Origin of the sequence: Luteimonas sp. gir, assembly GCF_037198055.1 — a bacterium.
Taxonomy (GTDB): domain Bacteria; phylum Pseudomonadota; class Gammaproteobacteria; order Xanthomonadales; family Xanthomonadaceae; genus Luteimonas; species Luteimonas citri_A.
This window is the reverse complement of the sequence record NZ_JBBAXQ010000006.1, coordinates 123,968-148,104: the sequence shown is the minus strand read 5'-3', so window position 1 is coordinate 148,104 and position 24,137 is coordinate 123,968. Positions and strand designations below refer to the sequence as shown.

The 24,137-nt window shown below is 68.6% G+C and carries 16 protein-coding genes, 1 tRNA gene and 1 pseudogene; 11 read left to right on the top strand and 7 right to left on the bottom strand.

What is annotated here, in order from left to right; all coding sequences use genetic code 11:
- Positions 1-86: 86 nt before the first annotated feature.
- Positions 87-614, bottom strand: coding sequence for a GspH/FimT family pseudopilin (locus WAF18_RS10150; RefSeq protein ID WP_337244980.1), 528 nt, complete (start codon positions 612-614; stop codon positions 87-89).
- Between the two features lie 179 nt (positions 615-793).
- On the opposite strand from WAF18_RS10150, the gene uvrB reads away from it, so the two are divergent.
- From uvrB to WAF18_RS10125, 5 genes are all read left to right on the top strand, one after another.
- A complete protein-coding gene (gene uvrB / locus WAF18_RS10145) occupies positions 794-2,824 on the top strand; it encodes an excinuclease ABC subunit UvrB (RefSeq protein WP_337244979.1) in 2,031 nt (676 codons plus the stop codon).
- 189 nt (positions 2,825-3,013) lie between these two features.
- The gene (locus WAF18_RS10140; protein WP_183426158.1) at positions 3,014-3,265 is read left to right on the top strand and encodes a type II toxin-antitoxin system prevent-host-death family antitoxin; all 252 of its coding nucleotides are present in this window, start codon (positions 3,014-3,016) and stop codon (positions 3,263-3,265) included.
- Positions 3,262-3,516 carry a Txe/YoeB family addiction module toxin gene (locus tag WAF18_RS10135; RefSeq protein ID WP_337244978.1) on the top strand — a complete coding sequence of 85 codons (255 nt, stop codon included), beginning with the start codon at positions 3,262-3,264 and terminating at the stop codon, positions 3,514-3,516. Before WAF18_RS10140 ends, WAF18_RS10135 begins: the two co-directional genes overlap by 4 nt.
- A gap of 298 nt (positions 3,517-3,814) precedes the next feature.
- Complete coding sequence (locus tag WAF18_RS10130) at positions 3,815-4,069, top strand: type II toxin-antitoxin system HicA family toxin (protein ID WP_337244977.1); 255 nt, start codon at positions 3,815-3,817, stop codon at positions 4,067-4,069.
- Positions 4,066-4,410, top strand: a complete 345-nt coding sequence (locus tag WAF18_RS10125; protein ID WP_337244976.1) for a type II toxin-antitoxin system HicB family antitoxin — start codon at positions 4,066-4,068, stop codon at positions 4,408-4,410. Before WAF18_RS10130 ends, WAF18_RS10125 begins: the two co-directional genes overlap by 4 nt.
- Before the next feature lie 411 nt (positions 4,411-4,821).
- On the opposite strand, the gene WAF18_RS10120 is transcribed toward WAF18_RS10125, so the two are convergent.
- Together WAF18_RS10120 and WAF18_RS10115 are read right to left on the bottom strand one after the other, a co-directional pair.
- A tRNA-Val gene (locus WAF18_RS10120) sits at positions 4,822-4,896 on the bottom strand.
- A 137-nt stretch (positions 4,897-5,033) separates the two neighbouring features.
- Entirely contained in the window at positions 5,034-7,772 is a 2,739-nt protein-coding gene (locus tag WAF18_RS10115; protein WP_337244975.1) for a TonB-dependent receptor, read from the bottom strand.
- A 198-nt stretch (positions 7,773-7,970) separates the two neighbouring features.
- On the opposite strand from WAF18_RS10115, the gene WAF18_RS10110 reads away from it, so the two are divergent.
- A complete protein-coding gene (locus tag WAF18_RS10110; protein ID WP_337244974.1) occupies positions 7,971-10,589 on the top strand; it encodes an alpha-amylase family glycosyl hydrolase in 2,619 nt (872 codons plus the stop codon).
- Positions 10,590-10,779: 190 nt separating this feature from the next.
- Positions 10,780-11,877 (top strand): YncE family protein, encoded by a 1,098-nt coding sequence (locus WAF18_RS10105; RefSeq protein WP_337244973.1) that lies wholly within the window; start codon positions 10,780-10,782, stop codon positions 11,875-11,877.
- Positions 11,878-11,962: 85 nt separating this feature from the next.
- Here the strand turns inward: WAF18_RS10105 and WAF18_RS10100 are convergent, their stop codons facing one another.
- Positions 11,963-14,167 carry a TonB-dependent siderophore receptor gene (locus WAF18_RS10100; protein WP_337244972.1) on the bottom strand — a complete coding sequence of 735 codons (2,205 nt, stop codon included), beginning with the start codon at positions 14,165-14,167 and terminating at the stop codon, positions 11,963-11,965.
- 174 nt (positions 14,168-14,341) lie between these two features.
- On the opposite strand from WAF18_RS10100, the gene WAF18_RS10095 reads away from it, so the two are divergent.
- Positions 14,342-15,271, top strand: coding sequence for an oxygenase MpaB family protein (locus WAF18_RS10095; RefSeq protein ID WP_183426152.1), 930 nt, complete (start codon positions 14,342-14,344; stop codon positions 15,269-15,271).
- A gap of 24 nt (positions 15,272-15,295) precedes the next feature.
- Here WAF18_RS10095 and upp read toward each other — a convergent pair whose 3' ends face one another.
- Both upp and WAF18_RS10085 read right to left on the bottom strand, forming a co-directional pair.
- Complete coding sequence (gene upp / locus WAF18_RS10090; RefSeq protein WP_183426277.1) at positions 15,296-15,928, bottom strand: uracil phosphoribosyltransferase; 633 nt, start codon at positions 15,926-15,928, stop codon at positions 15,296-15,298.
- Positions 15,929-16,041: 113 nt separating this feature from the next.
- The gene (locus WAF18_RS10085) at positions 16,042-18,855 is read right to left on the bottom strand and encodes a TonB-dependent receptor (RefSeq protein ID WP_337244971.1); all 2,814 of its coding nucleotides are present in this window, start codon (positions 18,853-18,855) and stop codon (positions 16,042-16,044) included.
- 263 nt (positions 18,856-19,118) lie between these two features.
- On the opposite strand from WAF18_RS10085, the gene WAF18_RS10080 reads away from it, so the two are divergent.
- From WAF18_RS10080 to WAF18_RS10070, 3 genes and pseudogenes are all read left to right on the top strand, one after another.
- A complete protein-coding gene (locus WAF18_RS10080; RefSeq protein ID WP_337244970.1) occupies positions 19,119-20,258 on the top strand; it encodes a phytase in 1,140 nt (379 codons plus the stop codon).
- Between the two features lie 20 nt (positions 20,259-20,278).
- Positions 20,279-21,664: a metallophosphoesterase family protein gene (locus WAF18_RS10075; RefSeq protein ID WP_337244969.1), complete on the top strand. Its 1,386-nt coding sequence runs from the start codon at positions 20,279-20,281 to the stop codon at positions 21,662-21,664.
- Positions 21,665-21,762: 98 nt separating this feature from the next.
- Positions 21,763-22,290 (top strand): annotated as a pseudogene (locus WAF18_RS10070) (inorganic diphosphatase); the annotation flags it as partial.
- 259 nt (positions 22,291-22,549) lie between these two features.
- Here the strand turns inward: WAF18_RS10070 and WAF18_RS10065 are convergent.
- Positions 22,550-24,085 carry an aminotransferase class III-fold pyridoxal phosphate-dependent enzyme gene (locus WAF18_RS10065; RefSeq protein ID WP_337244968.1) on the bottom strand — a complete coding sequence of 512 codons (1,536 nt, stop codon included), beginning with the start codon at positions 24,083-24,085 and terminating at the stop codon, positions 22,550-22,552.
- Positions 24,086-24,137 lie beyond the last annotated feature (52 nt).

The window sequence follows — 24,137 nt, the reverse complement described above, 5'->3', positions numbered from 1 at the left end:
ACGCGTAGTTTAAGGGTTCGTCGCGGGAGGTCAAGCGCCTGAGACGGCGCGTGCCTCCGCGGTGACGAGCGCGGCCGGGCGGGGCGTCAACCCGCGCCGCACGACGCGGCCTCCCGGGCCCGTTCGGTCCGGACGCGCCCGGCATTGTTGACGACGAGCTGGCGCTGCACACGTCCGGCGCTGCAGACGGCGATGGTCAAGTTGGTTCCGACGCTGCGGCCGTCCGGCCGGTAGCGCACGAAGGGGCGGTTGGCCTCGAAGGCGAGTTCGCCCTTCGCCAGCCCAGGCGGGCTGGCGACGCGCAGCAGGTCGTGGTCGGCGTCGGCGGTGAGATCGCGGTCCGGGTCCCGCAGCACCACCCAGCCCAGCGTCCAGGCGCCGTCGTCGCGGCATCGGTTGTCCTCGGTGCGCGGGCAGACGACGACGCTCTTGCCGCCGGTGATGGCGGCATTGCGGGCGAGGGCCAGGTCGGCTCTGAGGTGCTCGGCCGCCGATATCGCGTGGTAGGCCGCCACTGCCTGCGCGAAGGCGGGCACCCCGACCAGAACGAGTACCAGCAGCACGCCGAGCGTGCACATCAGTTCGAATAATGTGACGCCGCGTTCGCTGTGCATGGCCGATCCTCCTGAACGGGAACGGTCAGCATCGCCGGTCCGGCTGGCACCTTCGCTCGGTGCATGCCGCCTCCACGTGTCGGAAACCACCGGCTGCTATCGTCAGGGGTTCCCCGCGCCGGCGGTTGTTGCCAGCGCCGGTCGCCCCCATTTCCAGTCTTCCTCGCATCGCAGACGCCATGAACGACGCCATCCAACCTGCCGGATTCCAGCTCGTCTCGCCCTACCAGCCGGCCGGCGACCAGCCACGGGCGATCGAGCAGCTGGTCGAGGGCTTCGAGGCCGGTCTGGCGCATCAGACACTGCTTGGCGTGACCGGCTCGGGCAAGACCTACACGATCGCCAACGTGATCCAGCGGGTGCAGAAGCCGACGTTGGTGATGGCGCCGAACAAGACCCTGGCCGCCCAGCTCTACGGGGAGTTCAAGTCGTTCTTCCCGCACAACGCGGTCGAGTACTTCGTCAGCTACTACGACTACTACCAGCCCGAAGCCTACGTGCCGTCGTCGGACACCTACATCGAGAAGGACAGCTCGGTGAACGAGCACATCGAGCAGATGCGGCTGTCGGCGACCAAGGCGCTGCTCGAGCGGCGCGACGCGATCATCGTGTGCACGGTCTCGGCGATCTACGGCCTGGGCGATCCGAACGAGTACTTCCGGATGGTGCTGCACATGGTCCGGGGCGAGCGCATCGATCAGCGCGAGCTGATCCGTCGGCTGACCGAGATGCAGTACAGCCGCAACGACCATGAACTGCGCCGCGGTACCTACCGCGTGCGCGGCGAGACGATCGACGTGCACCCGGCCGAGTCGGACGCCGAGGCGCTGCGCATCGAGCTGTTCGACGGCGAGATCGAGCGCATCACCCAGTTCGACCCGCTGACCGGCGAGACCCGGCGCACGCTGCAGCGTTACACGATCTACCCCAAATCGCACTACGTGACCACGCGGCGCACGACGCTCGATGCGATCGAGGCGATCAAGGCCGAGTTGCCGCCGCGGCTGGAGCAGTTCTACGCGGAGAACAAACTGGTGGAGGCGCAGCGACTGCAGCAGCGCACCCAGTTCGATCTGGAGATGATGGCCGAGGTCGGCTACTGCAATGGTGTGGAGAACTACTCGCGCCACCTCACCGGGCGCATGCCGGGCGAGGCGCCGCCGTGCCTGTTCGACTACCTGCCGCCCGATGCGCTGCTGGTCATCGACGAGTCGCATGTCACCGTTCCGCAGATCGGGGCGATGTACAAGGGCGACCGCTCGCGCAAGGAGACGCTGGTCAACTTCGGTTTCCGGTTGCCGTCGGCGCTGGACAACCGGCCGCTGAAGTTCGAAGAGTGGGAAGGGCGCTCGCCGCGGGCGATCTTCGTTTCGGCCACGCCCGGCAGCTACGAGATGGAGAAGTCACAGGGCCAGGTGGTGGAGCTGGTCGTGCGTCCGACCGGTCTGATCGACCCGGTGGTGGAGATCCGGCCGGTCGCGACCCAGGTGGACGACGTACTCGGTGAGATCCGCGAGCGCGTGGCGATGGGCGATCGGGTGCTGATCACGACGCTGACCAAGCGCATGGCCGAGAACCTGACCGAGTACCTGAGCGAGCACGACGTCAAGGTGCGCTATCTGCACTCGGACATCGACACTGTCGAGCGGGTGGAGATCATCCGCGACCTGCGGTTGGGCAAGTTCGACGTGCTGGTGGGCATCAACCTGCTGCGCGAGGGCCTGGACATGCCCGAGGTGTCGCTGGTCGCGATCCTCGATGCGGACAAGGAAGGCTTCCTGCGTTCGGGGGGATCGCTGATCCAGACGATCGGCCGAGCCGCCCGCAACCTGCGCGGCAAGGCCATCCTGTATGCCGACCGCATCACCAATTCGATGCAGACCGCGCTCGACGAGACCGACCGCCGGCGCCAGAAGCAGGTCGAGTACAACGCCGAGCACGGCATCACGCCCAAGTCTGTCGCACGCGCGATCGTTGACATCATGGAAGGCGCGCGCGCCGAGCCCGAGCTTGAGAAGAAAGGCCGCGGCAAGGGCCGCAAGGTCGCCGAGCCGGCCGAGGACTACGCGGTGCTGTCGCCCGACAAGCTCGCCGCCAAGCTCAAGACGCTCGAGCAGCAGATGTACCAGCACGCACGCGATCTCGAGTTCGAAGAGGCCGGGCGCCTGCGCGACCAGATCCAGAAGATCAAGGCGGCGGCGCTGGGGTAAGCGCCGTCATCGGCCGGCACGCTCCCGAGGCCCGTAGGGGAGGCGTGTCGGCCGTGCGCATGTCTTGCGAGGCATGGCGCGCCGCGCCCGATGACTGCGCTGGTGGAGGGTGGGGCCGCAAGTTGCTGAATTGGTTGAATGTTCATCTGCTTCCATGTACGTTATCCCGTACATATCGAGATGGCCGCCATGGATACCCTGACCTACACCGCCGCCCGCGCCACGTTGGCCGACACGATGGAGCGCGTGGTCAACGATCACGAGCCGGTCATCATCACGCGCGGGCGTTCGCAGTCGGTGGTCATGGTCTCGCTGGAGGACTACAAGGCCATGGAGGAAACCGCCTATCTGCTGCGCAGCCCCAAGAGCGCGCAGCGCTTGCTGCGTTCGATCGCGCAGCTTGAATCCGGTGGCGGACAGGTGCGGGACCTGATCGAGTGATCCTGCAATTCTCGGAGGATGCCTGGGAGGATTACCTCTACTGGCAGCAGGCCGACAAGAAGCTGCTCAAGCGCATCAACGAGCTGATCAAGGCCATCCAGCGCGATCCCTTCCAGGGCATCGGCAAGCCCGAGCCGCTTCGGCACGCGCTCGCAGGCTACTGGTCGAGGCGCATCAATGACGAGCACCGGATCGTCTACAAGGTCGACGGCGACGTGCTGATGATCGCGCAGGCCCGCTATCACTATTGAGTGGCCGAGTCTCGCCAGGTTCGCCGGGGATTGGGCCCTGATCGTTATCAGGGTATCCGGGAGGGCTCGACGAGCCTCCCCGTATGCGTGGCGGCAATGCGTGGGTCTGTCTGTCCAAGAGATGGGTCGTGAGTCGTTATGCTCGACTCAGTGGGCGACTTCAACAGCACGATGGCCTATTGCGACAGTGTCGCCGGGGGGGGGGGGCGGGCGGGACCTCGTTTTCCTGGCGAGCACCTGAACTGCCATTGTCCCCATACTGCGCCATTCAGTACCATTTTCCAGTACCATCGATCCCATGAAGGCAAAGCATGCCAAGACTCTTGCCGCCATCTACCATCGGCCGGTGCTCGGCACGATCCGTTGGGCGGATGTTGAAGCCCTGCTGGTGGCTTTGGGTGCGGAGCGTGAGGAGCGAGAGGGTTCCCGCGTGGCCTTCATCTGGCGGGAGCAGGTGTTCGTCTTCCACCGCCCCCATCCTCGTCCTGTGACGGATAAAGGAGCTGTTGCCAGCATCAGGCGAATACTGGAGTCCAACGGAGTCAAGCCATGAGCAACGTCAACAAGGTGAAGATCGATGGCCATTGGGCCGTGATTTCTTACGATCCTGACATCGACATGTTCCGTGGTGAGTTCGTCGGGTTGAATGGAAACGCCGACTTCTATGCCAACACGGTTGCCAAGCTGAAGGCGGAGGGCGCTCGCTCGCTGCGTGAGTTCCTCTCCATCTGCGAGGAGCGCGGCATCGAGCCGGAGAAAGACTTCTCGGGTACCTTCAATCTTCGTGTCGGAAAGAAGAGGCACGAAGAGCTCGCCGTGGCGGCTGCTGCGCGTGGCGTGAGCATGAACAAGTTGATCGATCAGGCCATTGAGCATGAGCTGGCTTGTAGCTGACCATCACATCCACGATTGACACGAAACCCCGCCATGTGCGGGGTTTTTTGTGGGCAAGGTGGCCGGGGCTGTGGTGAAGCTGACCAGTTATAAAGGAATTACAAGGAGGAACGTGACCAGTCGCGATCACCTGACCGCGATGGTCGAGCTCGGAGAGGTAGACCTGGTCGAAGAGGTGAACCGGAAGCGGCGATCCGTTGAAGGCCGGGACACAATCCGGCTGATCGCGTGATCGCATGCGGCCATGTCCCGCCGAGGGCACTCCCGGTGGGGCTCTGGGTTCGACAGGTCGCGTCAACGTCCCGTAGGCCCGCCGGGCAATCCATATCCAACCTGTGCACCTACGAAAAACCCGGCACGATGGCCGGGTTTGTCTGATGCCACGAAGACGCCTGAAGGCTGGGTCTTGCGTGGTGGGCGGTACAGGGTTCGAACCTGTGACCCCTACCATGTCAAGGTAGTGCTCTACCGCTGAGCTAACCGCCCGGTGTTGCTGCCCGCCGCTTCGGCGAGGTCGCGCATTCTAGCCCAGTCATCGGAGGCGCACAAGCGTCTCCAGGTTCAGATGCCTTGCCTGACGTGGGCCGCCGGCTGCGCGCAGGACGCCACGCGGCCGGTCTGGGTCAGAAGCGGTAGTTGACGCCCATCAGGTAGGTGCGGCCGTAGTCGTAGAACTGGTTCGGGCGCTCCTGCAGGCCATCGAAGGTCGAGCGGAAGGGCTCGTTCTCCAGGTTATTGACCTGCAGCAGAAGCGACAGCCCCTCCAGGCGTCCGCTCTTGAAGGCGTAGCCCAGTTGCAGGTCGGTCACGGTCTCGCCGGTGAACATCACCTTGGTGCGGTCGCCGCCGGCGCCCTGGACCTCGCCGAGGAAGTCGGAGCGGCTGCGCTGCGACACGCGGGCCGAGAAGCCGTAGCGCTCGTAGTACAGCGCGACGTTGGAGACGTACTTCGACAGGCCGGGCAGGGGCTCGGAGCTGTCGGGGCCGTTGGGCGCGATGTCGCTCTCGGTGTCGGAGTAGTTGCCCATGAAGCCGAAGCCTTCCAGCGGCGCCCACAGCAGGCCCAGCGGGAGTGACACGGCGAACTCCCAGCCCTTGATCGTGCCGCCCTCGCCGTTGACCGGCTGGCTGTACTCGCCGATCCACGACGGCGGCAGGTTGCCCGGCAGTTCGGGAGGCAGCGGCAGCTGGCTGAAGTCGAACGCGGTCGTCTGACGGTAGATGTAGGTCTTGAGGTCCTTGTAGAAGTACGCCGCACTGACGTAGCCGCGCCCGATCGATTCGTTGCCGAAGTACTTCTCGTACGAGAGGTCGTAGGCATTGGCCAGCCACGGATCGAGCTCGGGGTTGCCGCCGCTGCCGGTCCAGCGGTCGCGGCTGCGGTCGATGCTGTAGCTCCCGCCTGCGGTGAGTTCGTCCATGCGCGGGCGCGCCATCTGGCGCGAGGCGCCTACGCGCAGGAACTGCTCGGCGGGCAGGCCGAAGGACAGGTTCATGCTCGGCAGGTAGTGCACGTGGTCGGCGCCGCGCTCGCTGGGCGCTTCCAGCGCCGCGCCTTCGAACGTCGCCACGCCGGTCGAGCGCTGGCTGGCGTTGACCACCTGCACGCCGACGTTGCCCTTGAGCGGCACCGGGCCGAGATCGGTGTCGATGTCGGCCTGCACGTAGAGCGTGCCGATCTCTTCGTGGATCTCCCAGTTCTTGTCGTTGATCGCCGCATCGTCCTTGCGCCACGGGCGATAGACGCCGGCGGCGAGCATCGCGCGCTCGTCGAGGTCGAGGATCGTCGGAATGCCGGCGAAGCCGAAGGCGCTGCTGCGCACGTACTGTCCCGGGATCGCAACGCTGAGATCGCCAGTGCAGGCGTCGGTGACGCACAGGGTGTACTCGGTCGAGGCGCGGCTCTTGCGGCGGTCGGTGATGTTGCCGCCGAAGCGCAGGGCGGACACGAAGCCGGCATCGAAACGGCGCTCGAGGTCGACCCGGAACGCACTGATCTGGTCGCGGACCTCGAAGTTCTTCAGGTAGCCGGCCTGGTCGCGCTCGCCGCCCCAGCGGTCGGGATCGCGCAGGACGAAGCCGCCCGGTGCGCCGAGGTCGTAGTCCAGGTCGATGTCGTACCAGCCCTCGGGATTGAACACGTAGCGGCCCGAGCTGGTGACGCCGGCTGGCGGCGTGGCGTAGACCTCGAACAGTTGCTCGGCGCGGCGCGCGCGCGAGTGACTGACGTCGGTGGTCAGCGTCCAGTTCGCGTTGACCTCCAGCTCGGTGTTCCAGCCAAACGACAGCAGGCGGTCGTCCATGGTGTTGCTGTCGTTGCGCAGCACGATCGGCGCGATCTGCGACCAGGTCGAATCGATCGTGGTGCCATTGGGGCTCAGCGTGGCGTCGTCGAGGGTTGCCCGGCCATAGGCCAGGCCGGTCTGCAGACCGTACTTGTTCTCTTGCCGATCGAACTGCGAGTAGAACAGGTCGATGGTGGAGTGCAGGCGCTCGTTGGGCTGGAACTCGAGCACCGCCATGTAGCCGTCGCGGCGATTGCTGCCTTCGATGGCATAGGCGGCGGTGCCGCCGAGCACGGCGTTGCCCGCGTAGCCTGGGTACTCCTTGTTGAAGTTCCACGACTCGAACTGGTGGCCGAGGTTCGGGCTGTCGAGGCGGGCGTAGCCGAGCGCGATGCCGACGGTGTTGCCGGCGAACTGATCGATGTACGAGATGCTGGCGCGGCTGCCGTATTCCTTGTCGTCGCCCAGCTTGTTCATGTCGCCGCGCACGTTCACCGCAATCGCGCGCTCGCCGAACGACAGCGGGCGGACGGTCTTCATGTTGACTGTGCCCGACAGGCCCTGGCCGACCAGCTGCGCATTGGTGGTCTTGTGCACCACGACCTGGCTGATCAGTTCGGACGGGTACTGGTCGAACTCCACGCCGCGGTTGTTGCCGAAGCTCACCTGCTCGCGGCCGTTGAGCAGCGCGGTGGAGAAATCGCCGGCGAAACCGCGGATGTTGAGCTCCTGCGGGCGGCCGCCGAAACGCTGTGCCGAGATGCCGGGCAGGCGCGCCAGCGAGTCGGCGATGCTAGTGTCGGGCAGCTTGCCGATGTCCTCGGCCGAGATCGCCTCGACGATGGTGTCCTCGGCTTGCTTGGTATCCATCGACAGTTCGATGCCGCGGCGGATGCCGGTGACACGCACGCTGTCGAGCTGCACGGCGTCGCCACCGGAAGTCGGCGTCTGCGTCGAGGCGGTGTCGGTCTCGTTCGTGGACGTGGACGTGGTGGTCTGCGCGTGTGCGCCGGTTGCGAGCATCAGCAGCGCAGACGACAGCGCAACGCTGAGCAGATTGCGATCGAGCTTCGACATCTCCCCTCCCAAGGGTGTCCAGCAGGCAGTGTTCGGGGCGAGCCGTCGGCATCGGAACGCGATGGATCGGACAGGCCCCGCGATTGGCGGCCATGGTAGTCCCGGGGTTTGGACCCGGCAGCGCACTGCATACGTATTCATGGCGCAATGCGGTGGCGCTCGTCGACGATGGGGCGTCGATGGCGCTGGGAGGCGGCGATGGAAAACGTTTACATGCAGCAGCGCATGCGGGCGTGCGTGCGAGGTCTCGCGCTCGCGTGCCTGTCCTTGGTCGCTGGCGCGGCAAGTGCGGGCGACCTGCACGTGCCGTCGCCCGATTGGCGCGATCAGATCGTCTACTTCGTGATGATCGACCGCTTCGACGATGGCGATCCGTCCAATAACGACCAGGGCACCGGCGAGTACGATCCCAACGATCCGGCGCGCTACAGCGGCGGCGACCTTGCGGGGGTGACGCGCCGGCTCGACTACGTGCAGGGACTGGGTGCGACGGCGGTGTGGATCACTCCACCGGTGGCGCACCAGTGGTGGAATGAGGCGACGCGCTACGGTGGCTATCACGGTTACTGGGCGGACGATTTCTCCGCCATCGACCCGCACTTCGGCACGCGCGACGACTACCGCGCCCTGTCGCGCGGTCTGCACGGCCGCGGCATGTACTTGATCCAGGACATCGTGGTGAACCACACCGCGAACTATTTCGGCTATCCCGACGGCTGGCGCGCGGACGATCCGGCGGCCGGATTCGTGCGCTTCATTGATGCGCGCGGGCGCCAGGCGCCGGTGCAGCCCCCGTTCGACCGCAACGATGCGCGCGATCCGGCCCAGCGCCGCGATGGGATCTACCACTGGACGCCCGACATCGTCGATTTCACCGACCGCACGCAGGAGCTGACCTATCAGCTCGCCGGCCTCGACGATCTCAATACCGAACATCCCGAAGTCCGCCGCGCGCTGCGGCGCAGCTACGGCGATTGGATCCGCGACATCGGCGTCGATGCGTTCCGTGTCGACACTGCGCTGCACGTGCCGGCGGAGTTTTTCGACGATTTCCTGCACGCCGAGGAGCGCGATGCGCCGGGCATCGCCGCGGTCGCGCGCGCCACCGGCCGCGAGGACTTCCATGTGTTCGGCGAGGGCTTTGCGATCGACAAGCCGTTCGAGGACCGCCAGGCGCGCCGGCTCGAGGCCTATATGCGCACCGAGTCCGGCGGCGAGCGCTTGCCCGGCATGATCAACTTCCCGCTCTACGGCAGTCTCGGCGACGTGTTCGCGCGCGGCGAGCCGACCGCGGTGCTCGGCCATCGCATCGCCAGCATGGTCGCGCTGCATCCGCGCCTGCACTGGATGCCGAGCTTCGTCGACAACCACGACGTCGACCGGTTCCTGGCCGGTGCCGATACGCGCGCCCTGCGTCAGGCGCTGCTGGCGATGATGACCCTGCCGGGCATTCCCACGCTGTACTACGGCACCGAGCAGGGCTTTTCGGGGCGCCGCACGGCGATGTTCGCCGGCGGCGTTGGCGCGCAGGGCGATGCGTTCGACACCGCCGCACCGCTGTATCGCGAGATCGCTGCGATGTCGGCGCTGCGGCTCGACGACCGGGTGTTCTCGCGTGGGGTGCCCGAGGTGTTGCGCGACAGCGGCGGTGGGCCGGGCGCGCTGGTGTGGGCCACCCGCCACGAGGCGGCGCTTGCGCTGGTTGCGTTCAACACCGCCGATGCGCCGGTGCTGGTCGATGCGCTGGAGACGGGGCTGCCGGCCGGCACGCGGCTGGAGGGTGTGTTCGGACTCGATGGCGATCCGGCGCCGCTGACCGTCGCCGCCGATGGTCGGCTGACGCTGGTGCTGCCGCCGCGTGCGGGGCTGGTCTGGCGGCTGCGCGGCGGCGAGGCACCGCCGGAGGCACCGCAGTCCGCGGAACCGACGCTCGATGCGCTGCCGCCAGCCCCATGGCGCGACGACGTGGTGCTGCACGGACGTGCGGCACCCGGCGACGTGTTGCAAGTCGTGGTCGATGGCGATCTGCAGCGCGCCCCGCGCGTCGTGGCCGGTGCCGATGGTCGCTGGACGGCGACGCTGCGCACCGACAGTTGGATCGATCCGGCGCGCAGGCATCGCCTGGTGCTGTGGCGTGAGGCTGATCGGACCGCATCGACAGCGCAGCCGTTCCAGGTCGAACGCGACTGGCGAGCGGTGGCACGCATGGACGATCCGGTCGGCGACGATCACGGCCTGGACGGGCGCGTGGTCTATCCCACCGGCGGTCAGTGGCGGACGCAGCGGCAGGGCGACCTGCGTGGGTTGGAGGTCGAGACCAGCGGCGGCGCGCTGCGCGTCACCTTGCGCATGGCCAGCGTCACCCAGGGCTGGAATCCGCCCAACGGCTTCGACCATGTCGCGCCGGTGGTGTTCATCGAATTGCCGGGACACGACGGCGGCAGCGAGGTGATGCCCCAGCAGAACGCGCGCCTGCCCGACGGGATGCGTTGGCATTACCGCATCCGTGCGCACGGCTGGTCGAACGCGCTGTTCTCGGCGGAAGGCGCCGACGCCGACACCGAGGGCACGCCGCAGGCGCAGCCGGCGCGCATCGAGGTCGATCCGGACGCGGCGACGATTCGCTTCACGCTGCCGGCCTCGTCGCTGGGTGACCCGACGACGCTCGTCGGCGCGCGCGTGCATGCGGTGACCTGGGATTACGACGATGGGTTCCGCCCCTTGCAGCCGAAGGCGAGCGGCTCGGCGTTCGGCGGTGGGGATGGGGGTCACGACGCCCGCGTCCTCGATGCGGTGGGACCACTGCGGCTGCCGTGAAGGTGGGCGACCATGGACAAGCCGCCCCCTCATCTGGAAAATGAGAATCGTTCCCGATAAGTAAGCGTCGCGAGCCAGCGAGCTCGACGGCGCCTACGGTCGGGCTCAGCACCGGCCCGTGCCTGCGACGGCCCTGTCGCCAGGCTCCGATGCGGGCACCCTCCCACCCCGTCCAGCCGAGTCCATGCCCATGACCCCGTCCCCCCGCACTTCGACCTTGCTGGCTGCCGCGACCGCGCTCGCGCTTGGCTTGTCGTCGCTCGCGCATGCCCAGCAGGCGCCGACCGTCGCAACGCCTGCGGCCACCGCGACCGCGCTGCCCGAGGGCGTGCTGCGCCGCGATCTCGCGCGCGGAGTCTACGAGGCGCGTTACAGCCAGGCCGCGAACGCCTTGTTCGTGGCGTCCTCGGAGGCCGCGCCCGACACCAAGGGCGGGGTGATCTACCGGCTCGACCCGCTCACGCTGGAGACCCGCGGTCAGACCCACACCGACCTGCGCAACTTCGCCATCGCGACCGACGCCAAGGGCGAGACCCTGTACGTGACCAACAGCGTCGAGCGTGGGCTCACCGCGATCGACGCGGTCAGCGGCGAGGTCAAGGGCCGGCTGCGCTTCGAGGACAAGGCCTCCGACGGCACGTACTACGGCCCGCGGCAGGTGATCCTCGACGAAGCCAGCGGCACGCTGTATGTCGGCGGCGTCGGCGCCCCCGGGCTGATCTGGGTGGTCGACGCGGCCACGCTGACGCTGCGCGCGACGATCGGCGATGCCGGCAAGTGGGTGACCGGCCTGCTGCTCGATCCGGCAGCCGGCCGGCTGTACGCGGCCAACGGCGACGGCGAGGTGCTGGTGATCGACACCACGACCCATGCGATCCAGCACCGCTGGACGCCCGGCGACGGCAAGGAGTACCTGCTGCTCAACCTTGCCCACGATCCGGCCACCCACCGCCTGTTCGTGACCGACCACTCGAAGGGCGCGACGGTGCTGGTGTTCGACACGCGCACCGGCAAGGTCGAGCGCAGTCTGCCGGTCGGCGATTCGATGGGCATCAAGCTCCATCCCGAGCGCAAGGCGCTCTACGTGACCCATCGCGACCAGGGCACGGTCACCGAACTCGACGCCGACAGCTACGCCGTGCGCCGCACCTGGACACTGCCGCCCAATCCCAACAGCCTGGAGATCGCGCCCGACGGCAAGGCGCTGTACGTGACGGTCAAGGCGCCCTTCAACAAGGACTACACTGCCAGCGCACTGGAAAGCGTGGTCCGCATTCCGCTCGAGTGATGCCGCGTCGGCGGCGCCCGGATCGCACGCCGCCGCCGCACAGGACATCCGAACGGACGCCACGGCGTCCGTTCGGCACACGGCATCACAGTGCGAGCGAGATCGACAGCGTGACCGTGCGCGGCGCCGCCAGCACCAGGTAGTTGGCACCGGCGGTGCCGCCGGTCGAGGCCCAGTAGGCGCGATCGAAGACGTTGTCCACGCGCGCGCGCAGCGTCCAGTTGCGGCCGCCGGCCCCGAATGCGTAGCGCGTGCCCAGATCGAACCGCGTCCAGGACGGCAGTTCCAGCGCATTGTCCGCGCGCGCCGCCTGGCGGCCGGTGTACACCGCCCGCGCATCGAGCGTGAGCCCGTCCACGCCAGGGACGTCCCAATCGATGCCGGCATTGGCCTGCACGTCGGGCACGCCGATCACGTCGTTGCCTTCGTTGATGCCGTCCTGGGTGCGGCGCAGCGTGGCGTCGAGCAAGGTCAGGCCGCCGAGCACGCGCAGGCCGTCGGCCGGCTGGCCGTAGACACTCAGTTCCAGGCCCTGGTTGCGCTGCTCGCCGTCGGCGCTGACCCGGTAGTCCTGCTCGATCGCGTTCGGCTTGGCGATGCGGAACACCGCGGCGCTCGCCCCCCATCCGCCAGCGTCGTACTTGGCGCCGACCTCGTACTGCTTGGAGCGGAACGGGTCGAGGATCTCGCCGGCGTTGACGATCGGGGTGCCGTCGGCGCTGGTCTGCGCGACGGTCTGGCCGGGCAGCAGCGCCTCGGCGTAATTGGCATACAGCGAGACCTGCCGGCCGAGCTTGAACACGACCGCCGCCACCGGCGTGACCGCGTTGTCGTCATAGCGGTCGAGCGCGGCGCCGGTGGTGTAGTCGTAGCTGGACTGGCGCAAGGTCTGCCGACGCGCGCCCAGGGTCAGCAGCACGCGCTCATCGGCCAGCCGCAGGGTGTCGGCGATCGCGACGCTCGCGGTCTGGGTGCGGCTGGTGGTCAGCGGATCGGCCATATCGCCGATTGCCGGGCTCGTCGGCGGCAACGGGGTGGCGACCGGCGCGTACAGCGTGCCCGCCGCGCGGCGGGTGCCGGTCGCAAAGGCGTTCTGCGAGTCGAGATCGAAGAACGCGCCGGTCACGCTGACGCGGTGGCCTACTGCGCCGGTGCGGAACTCGGTGCGCAGCCCGATCTCGCCGGTGCGCAGCAGGTCCTCGCGCACGTTGTCGAAACGCGACGCGGTCAGATTGCCGGCGGTGTCGACCCGCGGGTTGGCCAGCACGTTGTGCTCGCGGCTGTCGCGGATGCCGGCCGCCGCCCACGCCGTCGCGGTGTCGCTGAGGTCGTACTCGCCGCGAACCACGCCGAACAGGTCCTCCTCGTCAGTGAAGGTCCACGGCTGGGCGAAGTTCACGTCGGCCGCGGGCGCCTTCGGGATCAAGCCGGTGGGCGTGACGCTGGGTCGCGGCGCATCGATGCGGTGGTCCTGCCAGCCCAGGTCGGCCGAGAAGCGCGCGCGTTCGCCGCGATAGTCGACGCCGAGCGCCAGCACGCCGAGCTCGCGGGCTTCGTCGAGCACGGTATCGCCGTCGCGGCGCACGGCGTTGGCGCGCACCCCCCAGGCGCGGTCCGCACCGAAGCGGCGTGAGACGTCGGCCGCGGCGTAGCCTTGGCCGTCGCTCTCGTAGCCCAGCGTCAGCCGGGTCAGGGCGTCGTCACCGGCGCGCTTGGGCACCAGATTGAATGCGCCACCGATGCCGCTGCCGCCGGGCGCCGCGCCATTGATGAAGCTGTTGGCGCCGCGGAACACCTCTACGCGCTCCAGGAATTCCGCCGCGACATACTGCCGCGGCAGCAGCCCGTACAGGCCGTTGTAGCTCATGTCGTCGGAGTACACCGGCAGGCCGCGCACGACGTACAGCTCCTGGAAGTTGCCGAAGCCGCGCGCGACCCGTACCGCGGGGTCGTTCTGCACGACATCGGCGACGCTGCGCGCCTGCTGGTCGCGCATCAGGTCGGCGGTGAAGTTGAGGCTGTTGAACGGCGTGTCCATCAGGTCGAGGTTGCCGAACAGGCCGACGCGCCCGCCGGTGGCGACCTGGCCGCCGGCATAGGCAGGTGGCAGTTCGACCTGCGAACCGTCGGCGGTCACCAGCACCGTATCGAGCGTGCGGGTCTGCGCATCGGGCGCGAGGTCCTGGGCAAGCGCGGGGGTCGCCGCGATGCAGGCGAGCAGGGCGAGCGCGAGTGGGGCACGGCATGCGCGCAACGACGCGGTCGGCGCGGGAAACGGAAAAGCGGGCATGGCGAAGCAGTCCTGTCGGCAAGGGGAGGCGGCGCGGCTGGCTGAGGGCCGAGGCCCCTGGCTGACGGAGCGGCGCGGACGGGTGTGGACGCGTCGGCGACGTGTGTGAATTGTCGCATGCGACCTCGCCGGCATCGACGCCATCGTCGACGCTGGCCGGCTAGCCTGGCGGGCATGGACGCGCCTCGCCCCGGCCTTGCCGCTCCGCTCACCGCCGCGCTCCGCAGGTGGGTGTTGGGCGTGTTCCCGCGTGGGCAGAGTGGGATCGACTACGACACGCCAGCGGGCGATCCGGGCCTGTTCGGCCCGGAGGCGGTGACCTGGCGGATCCACGGCGATTTCCCCGGCATGCTCGCCGGTGGTCTGTGCGCCTTGCTGCTGCAGGCGCTGCATCCGCGTGCGCTGGCCGGCGTGTGGGACCACTCCGATTTCCGCACCGACCTGATCGGGCGGCTGCGCCGCACCACGGCCTTCGTTGCAGGCACCACCTATGCCGGCACCGCACAGGCGCAGCAGCTGATCGCGCGGGTCGCCGCCATCCACGGCCAGGTGCGCGGCACCACCGCCGACGGCATTCCCTACGCAGCCGACGATCCCGCGCTGTTGACCTGGGTGCATGCGACCGAGGCCTATGCGTTCCTGCAGGGCTTTCGGACCTATGCCGGGCTGCCCACGCCCGATTGGGTCGACGACCGTTACTACGACGAGTCGCGCCGGGTCGCCGAAGCGCTGGGCGCCCGCGAGGTGCCGACGAGCGGTGCGGCGATGACCGACTACTTCGCCCAGGTGCGCCCGGAACTGCGCTTCGATGCGCGCTCGCGCGAAGTGCTGGCGGTGCTGCGCACGACCCGCCTGCCGGTGCCGGGCGGGGCGCTGTTGCGCGGGCTGTTCATCGGCGCCGGTGCCGCGCTGCTGCCGCCCTGGGCCGAGGCGCTGCTGCAGATCACACCGCTGCAGAGGATCCGCAACCGCGCCTGCGCACGTGTGCTGCGCGGCCTGGCGCCGCTGTTCCGCATGGCGCTGCCCGACGGTATCGCGCCGCGCGCGTGTCGGCGCGTCGGGGGATCGCCCGACCTCCTCCGGCGCTGGCCGGATAGGACCTGAGGTCGCGAGCGTGCGGCGCCCCGCTCAGTCGACCCGGGTGCCGAAGATCTTGTCGCCCGCGTCGCCCAGACCCGGCAGGATGTAGCCGCGTTCGTCCAGGCGCTGGTCGATCGAGGCGGTGTAGACCTCGACATCGGGATGGGCGGCCTCGAGCGCGCGCAGCCCCTCGGGCGCGGCGACCAGGAACAGGCCCTTGATCCGGCTGGCGCCCGCGGCCTTGAGCATCGCGACCGTGGCGATCAGCGTGCCGCCGGTGGCGAGCATCGGGTCGAGGATCAGCGCGGTGCGGTCGGCCATGTCGCCGACGAGGTTCTCGTAGTAGGGCACTGCCTGCAGCGAGGTCTCGTCGCGCTTGATGCCGACGACACTGACCTTGGCCGCCGGGATGAGCTCGAGCACGCCGGGCAGCATGCCGATGCCGGCACGCAGGATCGGCACCAGGGTGATCTTGCGGCCCTTGATGCGTCGTACCTGCACCGGGCCGGCCCAGCCATCGACCGACGCGTCCTCGGTCTCGAGGTCCGAGGTGGCCTCGTAGGTCAGCAGCGTGGCGACCTCGGCGGACAGTTCGCGGAAGGTCTTGGTGCTGTTGTCGGCGCGGCGCATCAGTCCGAGCTTGTGCTGGACCAGTGGGTGGCGGACTTCGACGATCTTCATGGGCATCGGGAACGGAACGGGCGATGCCGACAGGATAGGGCACGCGGGTCTCTGGGTCCGCCCGGCACCGGACGTAAGGTCCGGTGCCGGTGTCGTGCAGCCGCGCCGGGCGGTCAGAACTGGTAGCGCACGCCCGCCAGCCACGACCGGCCGAAGCCTTCCATCTCCAGCACCCGGTTGCGCTGGCCCTGGAAGCGGACCTGGCGCGTGTTTTGCAGGTTGTTGATCTCGCCGAACACGCGCCAGCCCGCGCCGAGCACCAGGCTCGCCGAGAAGTCCAGGCTCGCGCGATCGTCCCAGTAGATGTTCAGTTCGGGATTGCTGATGTCGAATGCCTGGATGAAGCGCGAGCGATCGTTGTAGGCCAGACGCGCATCCAGGCCCGCGCGCTCGTAGGTCAGCGCGATGTTGTAGTTGTCGCGCGACGTGCCCGGCAGCTCGGTCTCGCCCAGGCCGAACGGCAACTGCGCCTCGGACTTGGCGTAGGTGTAGTTGGCGTAGAGGCCCAGGCCCGCGAGCACGCCGGGCAACCGGTCGAAGGTCTGCTGCCAGGTCAGTTCCGCGCCGTAGATCCGGCCGCGGTCGCCGTTTTCGGCGCGGGTGATGCGCAGTGTTTGACCACCGTCGGCGGCTTCGTCGTGCGAGGCGAGGAACAGCGGGTCCTCGATGCGCTTGTAGAACAGCGCGCCCGACACCAGGCCCAGCGGGCGCAGGTAGTGCTCGAACGACAGATCGAGGTTATGCGCGTAGGCCTCGCGCACCTGCGGGTTGCCCTCGTCGATCGCGATGACATTGCGGTCGTCGGCCTCGCCGAGGATGCGGTAGGGCGCGGTGTGCATGAAATCGGGGCGGTTGAGCGCGGTCGAGTACGAGGCCCGCACGATGCTGTCGGGCGTGAGCTCATAGCGCAGGTGCACGCTGGGCAGAACGTTGCCGTAGCGGCGGCCGGCCGAGACCGGGGTCGCGATCCCCGTGTCCTCGTCGAATGCGGTCGCCATGCCCGCGGTCTCGGTGCGCTCGTAGCGCACACCGGCCACCATCGTCAGCGCGTTCCAGGTCGCGTCCAGGCGCGCGTAGCCCGCGTACACGTCTTCCTCTGCGCGGTAGTCGCCGGTCAGCGAATCGGGAATCAGGCGTTCGTGGGCGTCGCTGTCCTTCAACGGCCCCGCGTAGCGGTCGAAGATGTCGCGGCAGAAGCGCCGGCCGGTCAGGAAGTAGCCGAAGTTGTTGGACAGGCTGTCGCAGAGCATGTCCGAATAGGCGATGCCCAACGCGTCGAAGTCGTCGCGCTCGCCATTGCGGTAGCGCTCGTCGTCGAACTGCTTGTCGCGCAGCCGCGCGCGCACGCCGACGCGCAGGTCGCCGGTCTGGCCGATGAGCGATTGGGGGCGAGCCAGATCCAGTCGCAGGCCGGTTTCCGCCTCTTCGCTGTACTCGAAGCGGTCGTTGAGGCGGCGGAACGCATACCAGTCCTCGGGCAGGTTCACGCCGGTGGCCGGCGCATCGTCGCGGCCGCGGATCGTCCAGACGGGGAAGTCGGGGTTGGCGTAGTCGTAGTCGAGCTGCGGGCGCACGGTGGCGCGGAAGATGTACTGCTGGCGCGGGTCGGTGACCTTGGTCGCCTCGCTGCGAGAGGCCTGCCAGTCGAGCTTCCAGGTCTCGCCCAGATAATGCTCGCCGCCCAGGGTGTAGGTCCGGATGGTCTTGTCGTAGGTGCGTTCGCGCAGTTCCTTGTCGAAGGTTGCGCGCGCGGTCCCGGTGGTTTCGTCCGAGTCCGCGGTGTGGCGGTCGAGTGTGATGGTCAGATTGTCGCGGAACTCGTGATCGACGAAGTTGGCGTCGGAGGCGACCAGGTAGACGAGGTTGTCGGGATCGATGCGAAAGTCGAAGCGGCCGGTCAGGCCCTTGCGGGTGCGTGTGCCCTCGTAGTCCTTGATCTGGATCTCGGTAGGCGCGAAGCCCGCGTCGACGCGCTCGTACAGGCTTTCGACATTGTCGGTGAATCGCCCCTGCTTGCTGAGCGAGCCGGAGATCAGCACGCCGATGTTGCGATCGGCGCCGAAGCGGTTACCGATTGTCGCGTTGTAACGCTCGTTGTCGCCGTCGCCCAACTGGTAGGCGCCGCCGGCGACCGAGGCGCGCAGCGTCAGGCCGTCGCGGTCGAGCGCACTCTGGGTGCGGATGTTGATGTTACCGGCGATCGCATCGCCGTCCATGTCGGGTGTCAGCGCCTTGGTGACCTCAAGCGCGGAGATCACATCCGACGGAATGGTGTCCAGTTCCACGCCGCGGCTGCCGGCATCGGGATTGGCCAGTTGCACGCCGTCGATCGAGACAGTGGTGTATTCCTTGGGCGCGCCGCGCACGGTGACGTAGCGGCCCTCGCCCTGGTCGCGCTCGATCGACACGCCGGAGATGCGCTGGGTGGACTCGGCGATATTGTTGTCGGGGAACTGGCCCAGCAGATCGGCCGACACGACATTGACGTAGTGGGTCGACGTGCGTTGCTGGTTGAGCGCTCGCGCCTGGGCGTCGCGGCTGGCGCGGACTTCGACGACGCCGAAGTCGGTCGCGCCGGCGGTGCTGGTCAGCGCGACATCGAGGCGCGTGCCGCGGCTGTCGCCGATCATGACCTCGGTCTCGTAGGCGCCGTAGCCCAGATAATCCACACGCAGCGTGTGGCGACCCGCGGGCAGGCCGACGACACGGAACAGACCTTCGCCGTCGGTGCTGGCCTGTCGGCCGCCGACGGTGACGAGCGCGCCCTCAAGGGCGATACCACGCGATGCCTCGCGGACCTGGCCGACGATCGTGCCGGCCATCGCGGCGACGCCGTCAGCGGCGGTCTGTGCGTGGGCGGCGGACGGGGTGGCTGCGAACAGCGCGGCGGCGATCGCCACGGCGATCGCGGTCTGGGTCGATGTCATCGGAACTCCGGAAAGTGGCAGGGGCGCGTCGGCCTGCGCGCCCCCTTGGCTTGGCGCAGACCGGTGTTCACGAGCGCCTCGCGAACGTTCGAAAAGTCTGGGTCGACTGTGTTGCGGATTCATGATGGCGACGCTGCAGGTGCGCCATCGCGGTGACATGCCGATGTCATCGTCCGTCCACACAATGCGCGGTCGCTGCAGTCCGGCATGACCATCGCGTGACCGTTGCGCGCTTCCCCGATGACACGACTTCCTGGTGACCCATGACACGGCCTTCTCCCGTCCCTTCCCGAACGTGGGCGATCGCATCGCTTGCGCTGTGCATCGCGGCCTGTTCGGCGTCCGCGCCCGATGCCGCCGACCCATCTACCGTGGCCGCCCAGGGCGCGCCGGAGACCGCCGGGCGTGATCTGCCGATCGTCGGGGAAGCCTTCGTCAGTGCGCTGACGCCCGAGGACAACATCGACTCGCCGGCGGCGTGGACCGCGCCCGATGGCCAGGTGCTGGTGATCGCGACGGCCAAGTCCAGCGACCGTCTGGTCGTCTATGACGGGGTGACCGGCGAGATGCTGCGCACATTCGGTGCTTCGGGCAGCGGGGCGGGCCAGTTCCGGCGCCCCAATGGCATCGCGGTGATCGACGACCTGGTGGTCGTCGTCGAGCGCGACAATCATCGTGTGCAGGTGCTGCGACTGCCGGACTTCGCGCCGGTGCTCGCGTTCGCCGCGCAGGACTTGGTCAAACCTTACGGTCTGTGGATCGACCGGGCCGGCGATGGCTACACGCTCTACGTCACCGACTCCTATCACGACGGCGAGGATGCGCAGGGCCACGATGTGCTGCCGGCGCTCGACAAGCTCGACCGGCGTGTGCACCGCTATGCGCTGCGTCCCAATGGCGGAACGTTTGCGGTCGAAGCGTTGGGTGCGTTCGGCGACACCACAGCCGACGGTGCGTTGCGCGTGGTCGAATCGATCTGGGGCGACCCGGCGAACGACCGGCTGCTGATCGCCGAGGAAGACGAGACCTACGCCAACGAGCTGAAGGTCTACGACCTGGCGGGCCGTTACACCGGGCGCACGCTCGGCCGCGACGTGTTCCAGGCGCAGGCCGAGGGCATCATGCTCAAGACGTGCGCCGATGGCAGCGGTTGGTGGATCACGACCGAGCAGGGCAAGGGTCGGACCGCGTTCCACCTGTTCGACCGCCGCTCGCTGGCGCACGTCGGCGCCGTGACCGGCAAGACGGTCGCCAACACCGATGGCATCTGGCTGCACGATGCGCCGTCGGCGGCATTTCCCGACGGCGTGCTCTATGCGGTGCACGACGACCAGGGACTGGTCGCGTTCGACTGGCGTGCGATTGCGCAGGCGCTGTCGCTGCCCGCGTGCGGGAGGCTGTGAGCATGCGGACCAGCTTCGACATGACCGGTTCCCTGCGTGCGGCGCTGCTCGCGCTGGTGTTGCTCGCACCCGCCGCGCACGCACAGGCGCCGCGGCAGGCCGAGCCCAACACCCGTGTACCGGAGGGCGACCGTGGGCACGCCGCGAGCGCGTATCCGGACCGCATCGCGGCCTCGCCCGCGCAGGATGCAGCGACCGGGTTCGCGGTGGCCTGGCGCACCGATGCGCACGTGCGTGCGCCGCAATTGCAGATCGCGCCGGCTGAGGACACGCCGGACGTCGGCGGTGGGCGGGCACGCACGATCGTCGCGACCACACAGAGGCTGGAGACGCGCAACGGCGCTGCGCACCAGCACCGCGCCGACGTCGACGGCCTGGCGCCCGATACGCTGTATGCCTGGCGCGTGCAGGGCCACGGCACCTGGAGCCCCTGGTTCCATTTCCGCACCGCGACCGCGGATGCGGCGCCGATGACACTGCTGTACTTCGGCGACACCCAGAACCAGAACACGTCGCTGGTGACGCGAGTGATCCGTGAAGCGCGCCGTTGGGCACCGGACGCGAAGCTGGCGCTGTTCGCTGGCGACCTGGTGTCGGGCGGTGGTGCCGGGCAGGGCGCCGATGACGACGAATGGGCCGAATGGTTCGAGGCGGCGAGCGGCCTGCCCGAAGACATCGCGACCGCGCCCGCCGCTGGCAATCACGAGTTCCATGAAGAGCACGAAGACACGCCGCAGGAACGCCGGGTGCTGTCGCCGCACTGGCCGGTGACGTTCGCCTTGCCGCGCAACGGCGCGCCCGGGGTGGAGGCGACGACGTACTGGTTCGACTACCAGGGCGTGCGCTTCGCCGTGCTCGATGGCACTTCGATCCTGGATCTTGGGACCGGCCCGGCGCAAGCGCAGTGGCTGGACCGCGTGCTGGCCGACAACCCGCACCGCTGGAGCGTGGTGCAGATTCATCAGCCGTTGTACGCGCTGCGTGCCGATCGTGACTACACATCGCTGCGCGCGCACCTGGCACCGGTGCTGCGCAAGCACCACGTGGACCTGGTGCTGCAGGGGCACGACCACGCTTACGGCCGCCGCGCGCTGGATGCGGAGGGCGAGACACCGCAACTGCTGGTCAGCGTGGCCGGCGCCAAGCAATACCGCATCGGCCCGCAAGCGCTGGCGACGATGGCGCCGATCGCCGAGGACACCCAACTGTTCCAGGTGTTGCACGTCGACGGCGCGGTGTTGCGCTATGAGGCGCGCACGGCGACCGGCCGGCTGTACGACGCGTTCGAACTGCATGACCACGGCGGCCGCAAACGGCTGGTCGAGCGCGAGGACGGCAGGATCGAGACGCGGCGCTGCACGCGCGAGGGCTCGCTCAAAGGTCGTGCCGACCGGTGCTGGGAGTGAGCACGATGCGCCGCACGCGCTTCGGCACGGCGGTGGCCATGCTCGGGCTGGCGACAGGGCTGCCCCTGGCGGGCACCGCGGCCTGGGCAACCGAGTCCATGCGTCACCCGTTCCACCTGCGCCAGCCCGACCCGACAGCGCACGAGGCACTGCTGGTGGTGGAGATTCCCGCAGGCGGCAGCGTCAAGTACGAGATCGGTGCCGAGGACGGCCTGGTGCATGTCGACCGCTTCCTGTCGATGCCGGTGGCGTATCCGGCGAATTACGGCGCGATGCCGGGGACACGCGCCGGCGACGGCGATCCGCTCGATGCACTGGTGCTCACGCGCGCGCCGGTCCATCCTGGCGCGTTGCTCCGGTTCCGGCCGCTGGGCGTGCTGCGCATGCGCGATGGCGGACAAGCCGATGAGAAGATCGTCGGCGTGCCGGTCGACGCTGTCGACCCGACCTATGCGGGAATGCGCGATCTCGCTGACCTGCCGTCCGCCGAACGCGCGCGCATCGAGGCGTTCTTCCGCGTCTACAAGGACCTGCCTGAAGGCGGCAACGGCGTGGACCTGCACGGTTGGGGCGATGCCACCGAAGCCCACCGACTGATCGGCGATGCGATCGAGCGCGCGGCGAAGTCGCCGCGTCTCGTCTCAGCGAGACGCGTGCGGCAAACCGAACGCGTGCATGGGTTGCGATGTCGGCTCAGCGAGCGTGAGGCGACCGCTGCGCATACTGCGCCGCACAGTTGACGCTTTTCGCTACCTACCCGCACAGCTGACACTTCGCTCTCCCCCCGCACAGCGGACGCTTTGCGCCCTCCCCGTACAGCGGACGCTTTGCTCCCTCACCCGCATAGCGGGGGAGGGCTGGGGTGGGGGCAACGCGCCCCGCGGATCAGGCCTCGACAGGCTCGCGGCTGTCGGCAGTACGCGCACCGGCCGATGCGCCCGCCTTCTGCGGACCTTCGCGCAGCGCGCGACCGACCATGTCCACCAGCAGCTCGAGCTCGTCCTCGCCGATCGCGAAGTGCGGCGTGAAGCGCAGCGAGTTCGCGCCGCCGTGGATCACGCCGATACCGCGCTCGCGCAGCCATTCCTCGGTCGAACCGGCGCCGTAGCACTTGAACCGCGGGTCCAGTTCGCACGAGAACAGCAGGCCGGTGCCCTGGACCTTGGTGATCGCGCCGCCGGCGTCGGCGCGCAGCGCCTCGAGCCGTTCGATCGCACGGCGACCGGCCTTGCGGATGTTGTCGCGGATCTGCGGCGTCAGCTGCTCGAGCACGGCGCAGGCCACGTCGAGCGCGCGGGGGTTGGCGGTCATCGTGTTGCCGTAGACGCCGCTGCGGTACAGCTGCGCGGCGCCTTCGGAGACCGCGAGCACCGACAGCGGGTACTGGCCGGCGTTGAGCGCCTTGGAGTACGTCTCCATGTCCGGCGCATCGACCCCCTCGAAGCCGGGATAGTCCACGATCGACAGCACGCCGTGCGCACGCAGGCCGGCCTGGATCGAGTCGACCAGCAGCAGGCTGCCGTGCTCGCGCGTGAGCGCGTGCGCAGCGGCGTAGAACGCAGGCGGCAGCGCACGGCCGGGGTCGCCTTCGCCCATGACCGGTTCCAGGAACACTGCTTCGACGAACCAGCCATTCGCGTCGGCATCGGCGAACGCCTGGCGCAGCGCCTCGACATCGTACGGCGGCACGGCGATCAGCGAGTCTTCGTCGCGGAAGCTGGCCAGGTGCTTCATGTAGGTCGCACGGGTCGAATCGGAGTACAGCGCCGGCCGCTCGGTGCGACCGTGGAAGCTGCCCTTGACCACGATGCGCTTGACCGTGCGCCCGGCATGGCGGCCGTCCGGATCGGTCTGCACGCGGGTGTTGATGTCGGCAATGCGGGCGGCCAGGCCGACCGATTCGGAGCCGGAGTTCAGGCACAGGAAATGGCTGTACGGACAGCCGTCGCCGCGGGTGTGGCCGATCTCGCGACGCAGTGCGCGGTCGAGCCGCAACTGCGACAGATGCGGGGTCATGATGTTGGCCATCGGCACCGGCCGTGCCATCGCCTCGAGCACCGGCGCCGGCGTGTGGCCGAAGCCGAGCATGCCGTAGCCGCCCGAGTCGTGCAGCACAGCGCCCTTGAGCGTGACGATCCACGGGCCGCGTGCGGCCAGTGCGACGTAGGGGTTCACCGCGTCGCCGGGGTAGAAGTTCACGTAGCCGGCCTGCACGGCCTGCGCCTGGGCGTCTTCGTCGAGGTCGAGCAGCTCGGCGAATTCGTCACGGATCCGCGCGTACTCGTCCGCGGCGGCCTGCAGCGCCTCGACGAGTGCAGGATGGCGCGCGGCGTAGGTCTCGACGACCTCGTCGGACAGGCCGGTCGTGCGGCGGGCGCCGCCATGGGCACGGAGCGGGGCGAGGATACGGGTCACGGACATACGGTGGACTCCCAGGTCGGCAGGCGGGCCGGTGGCGGGCGTGGACTCGCGG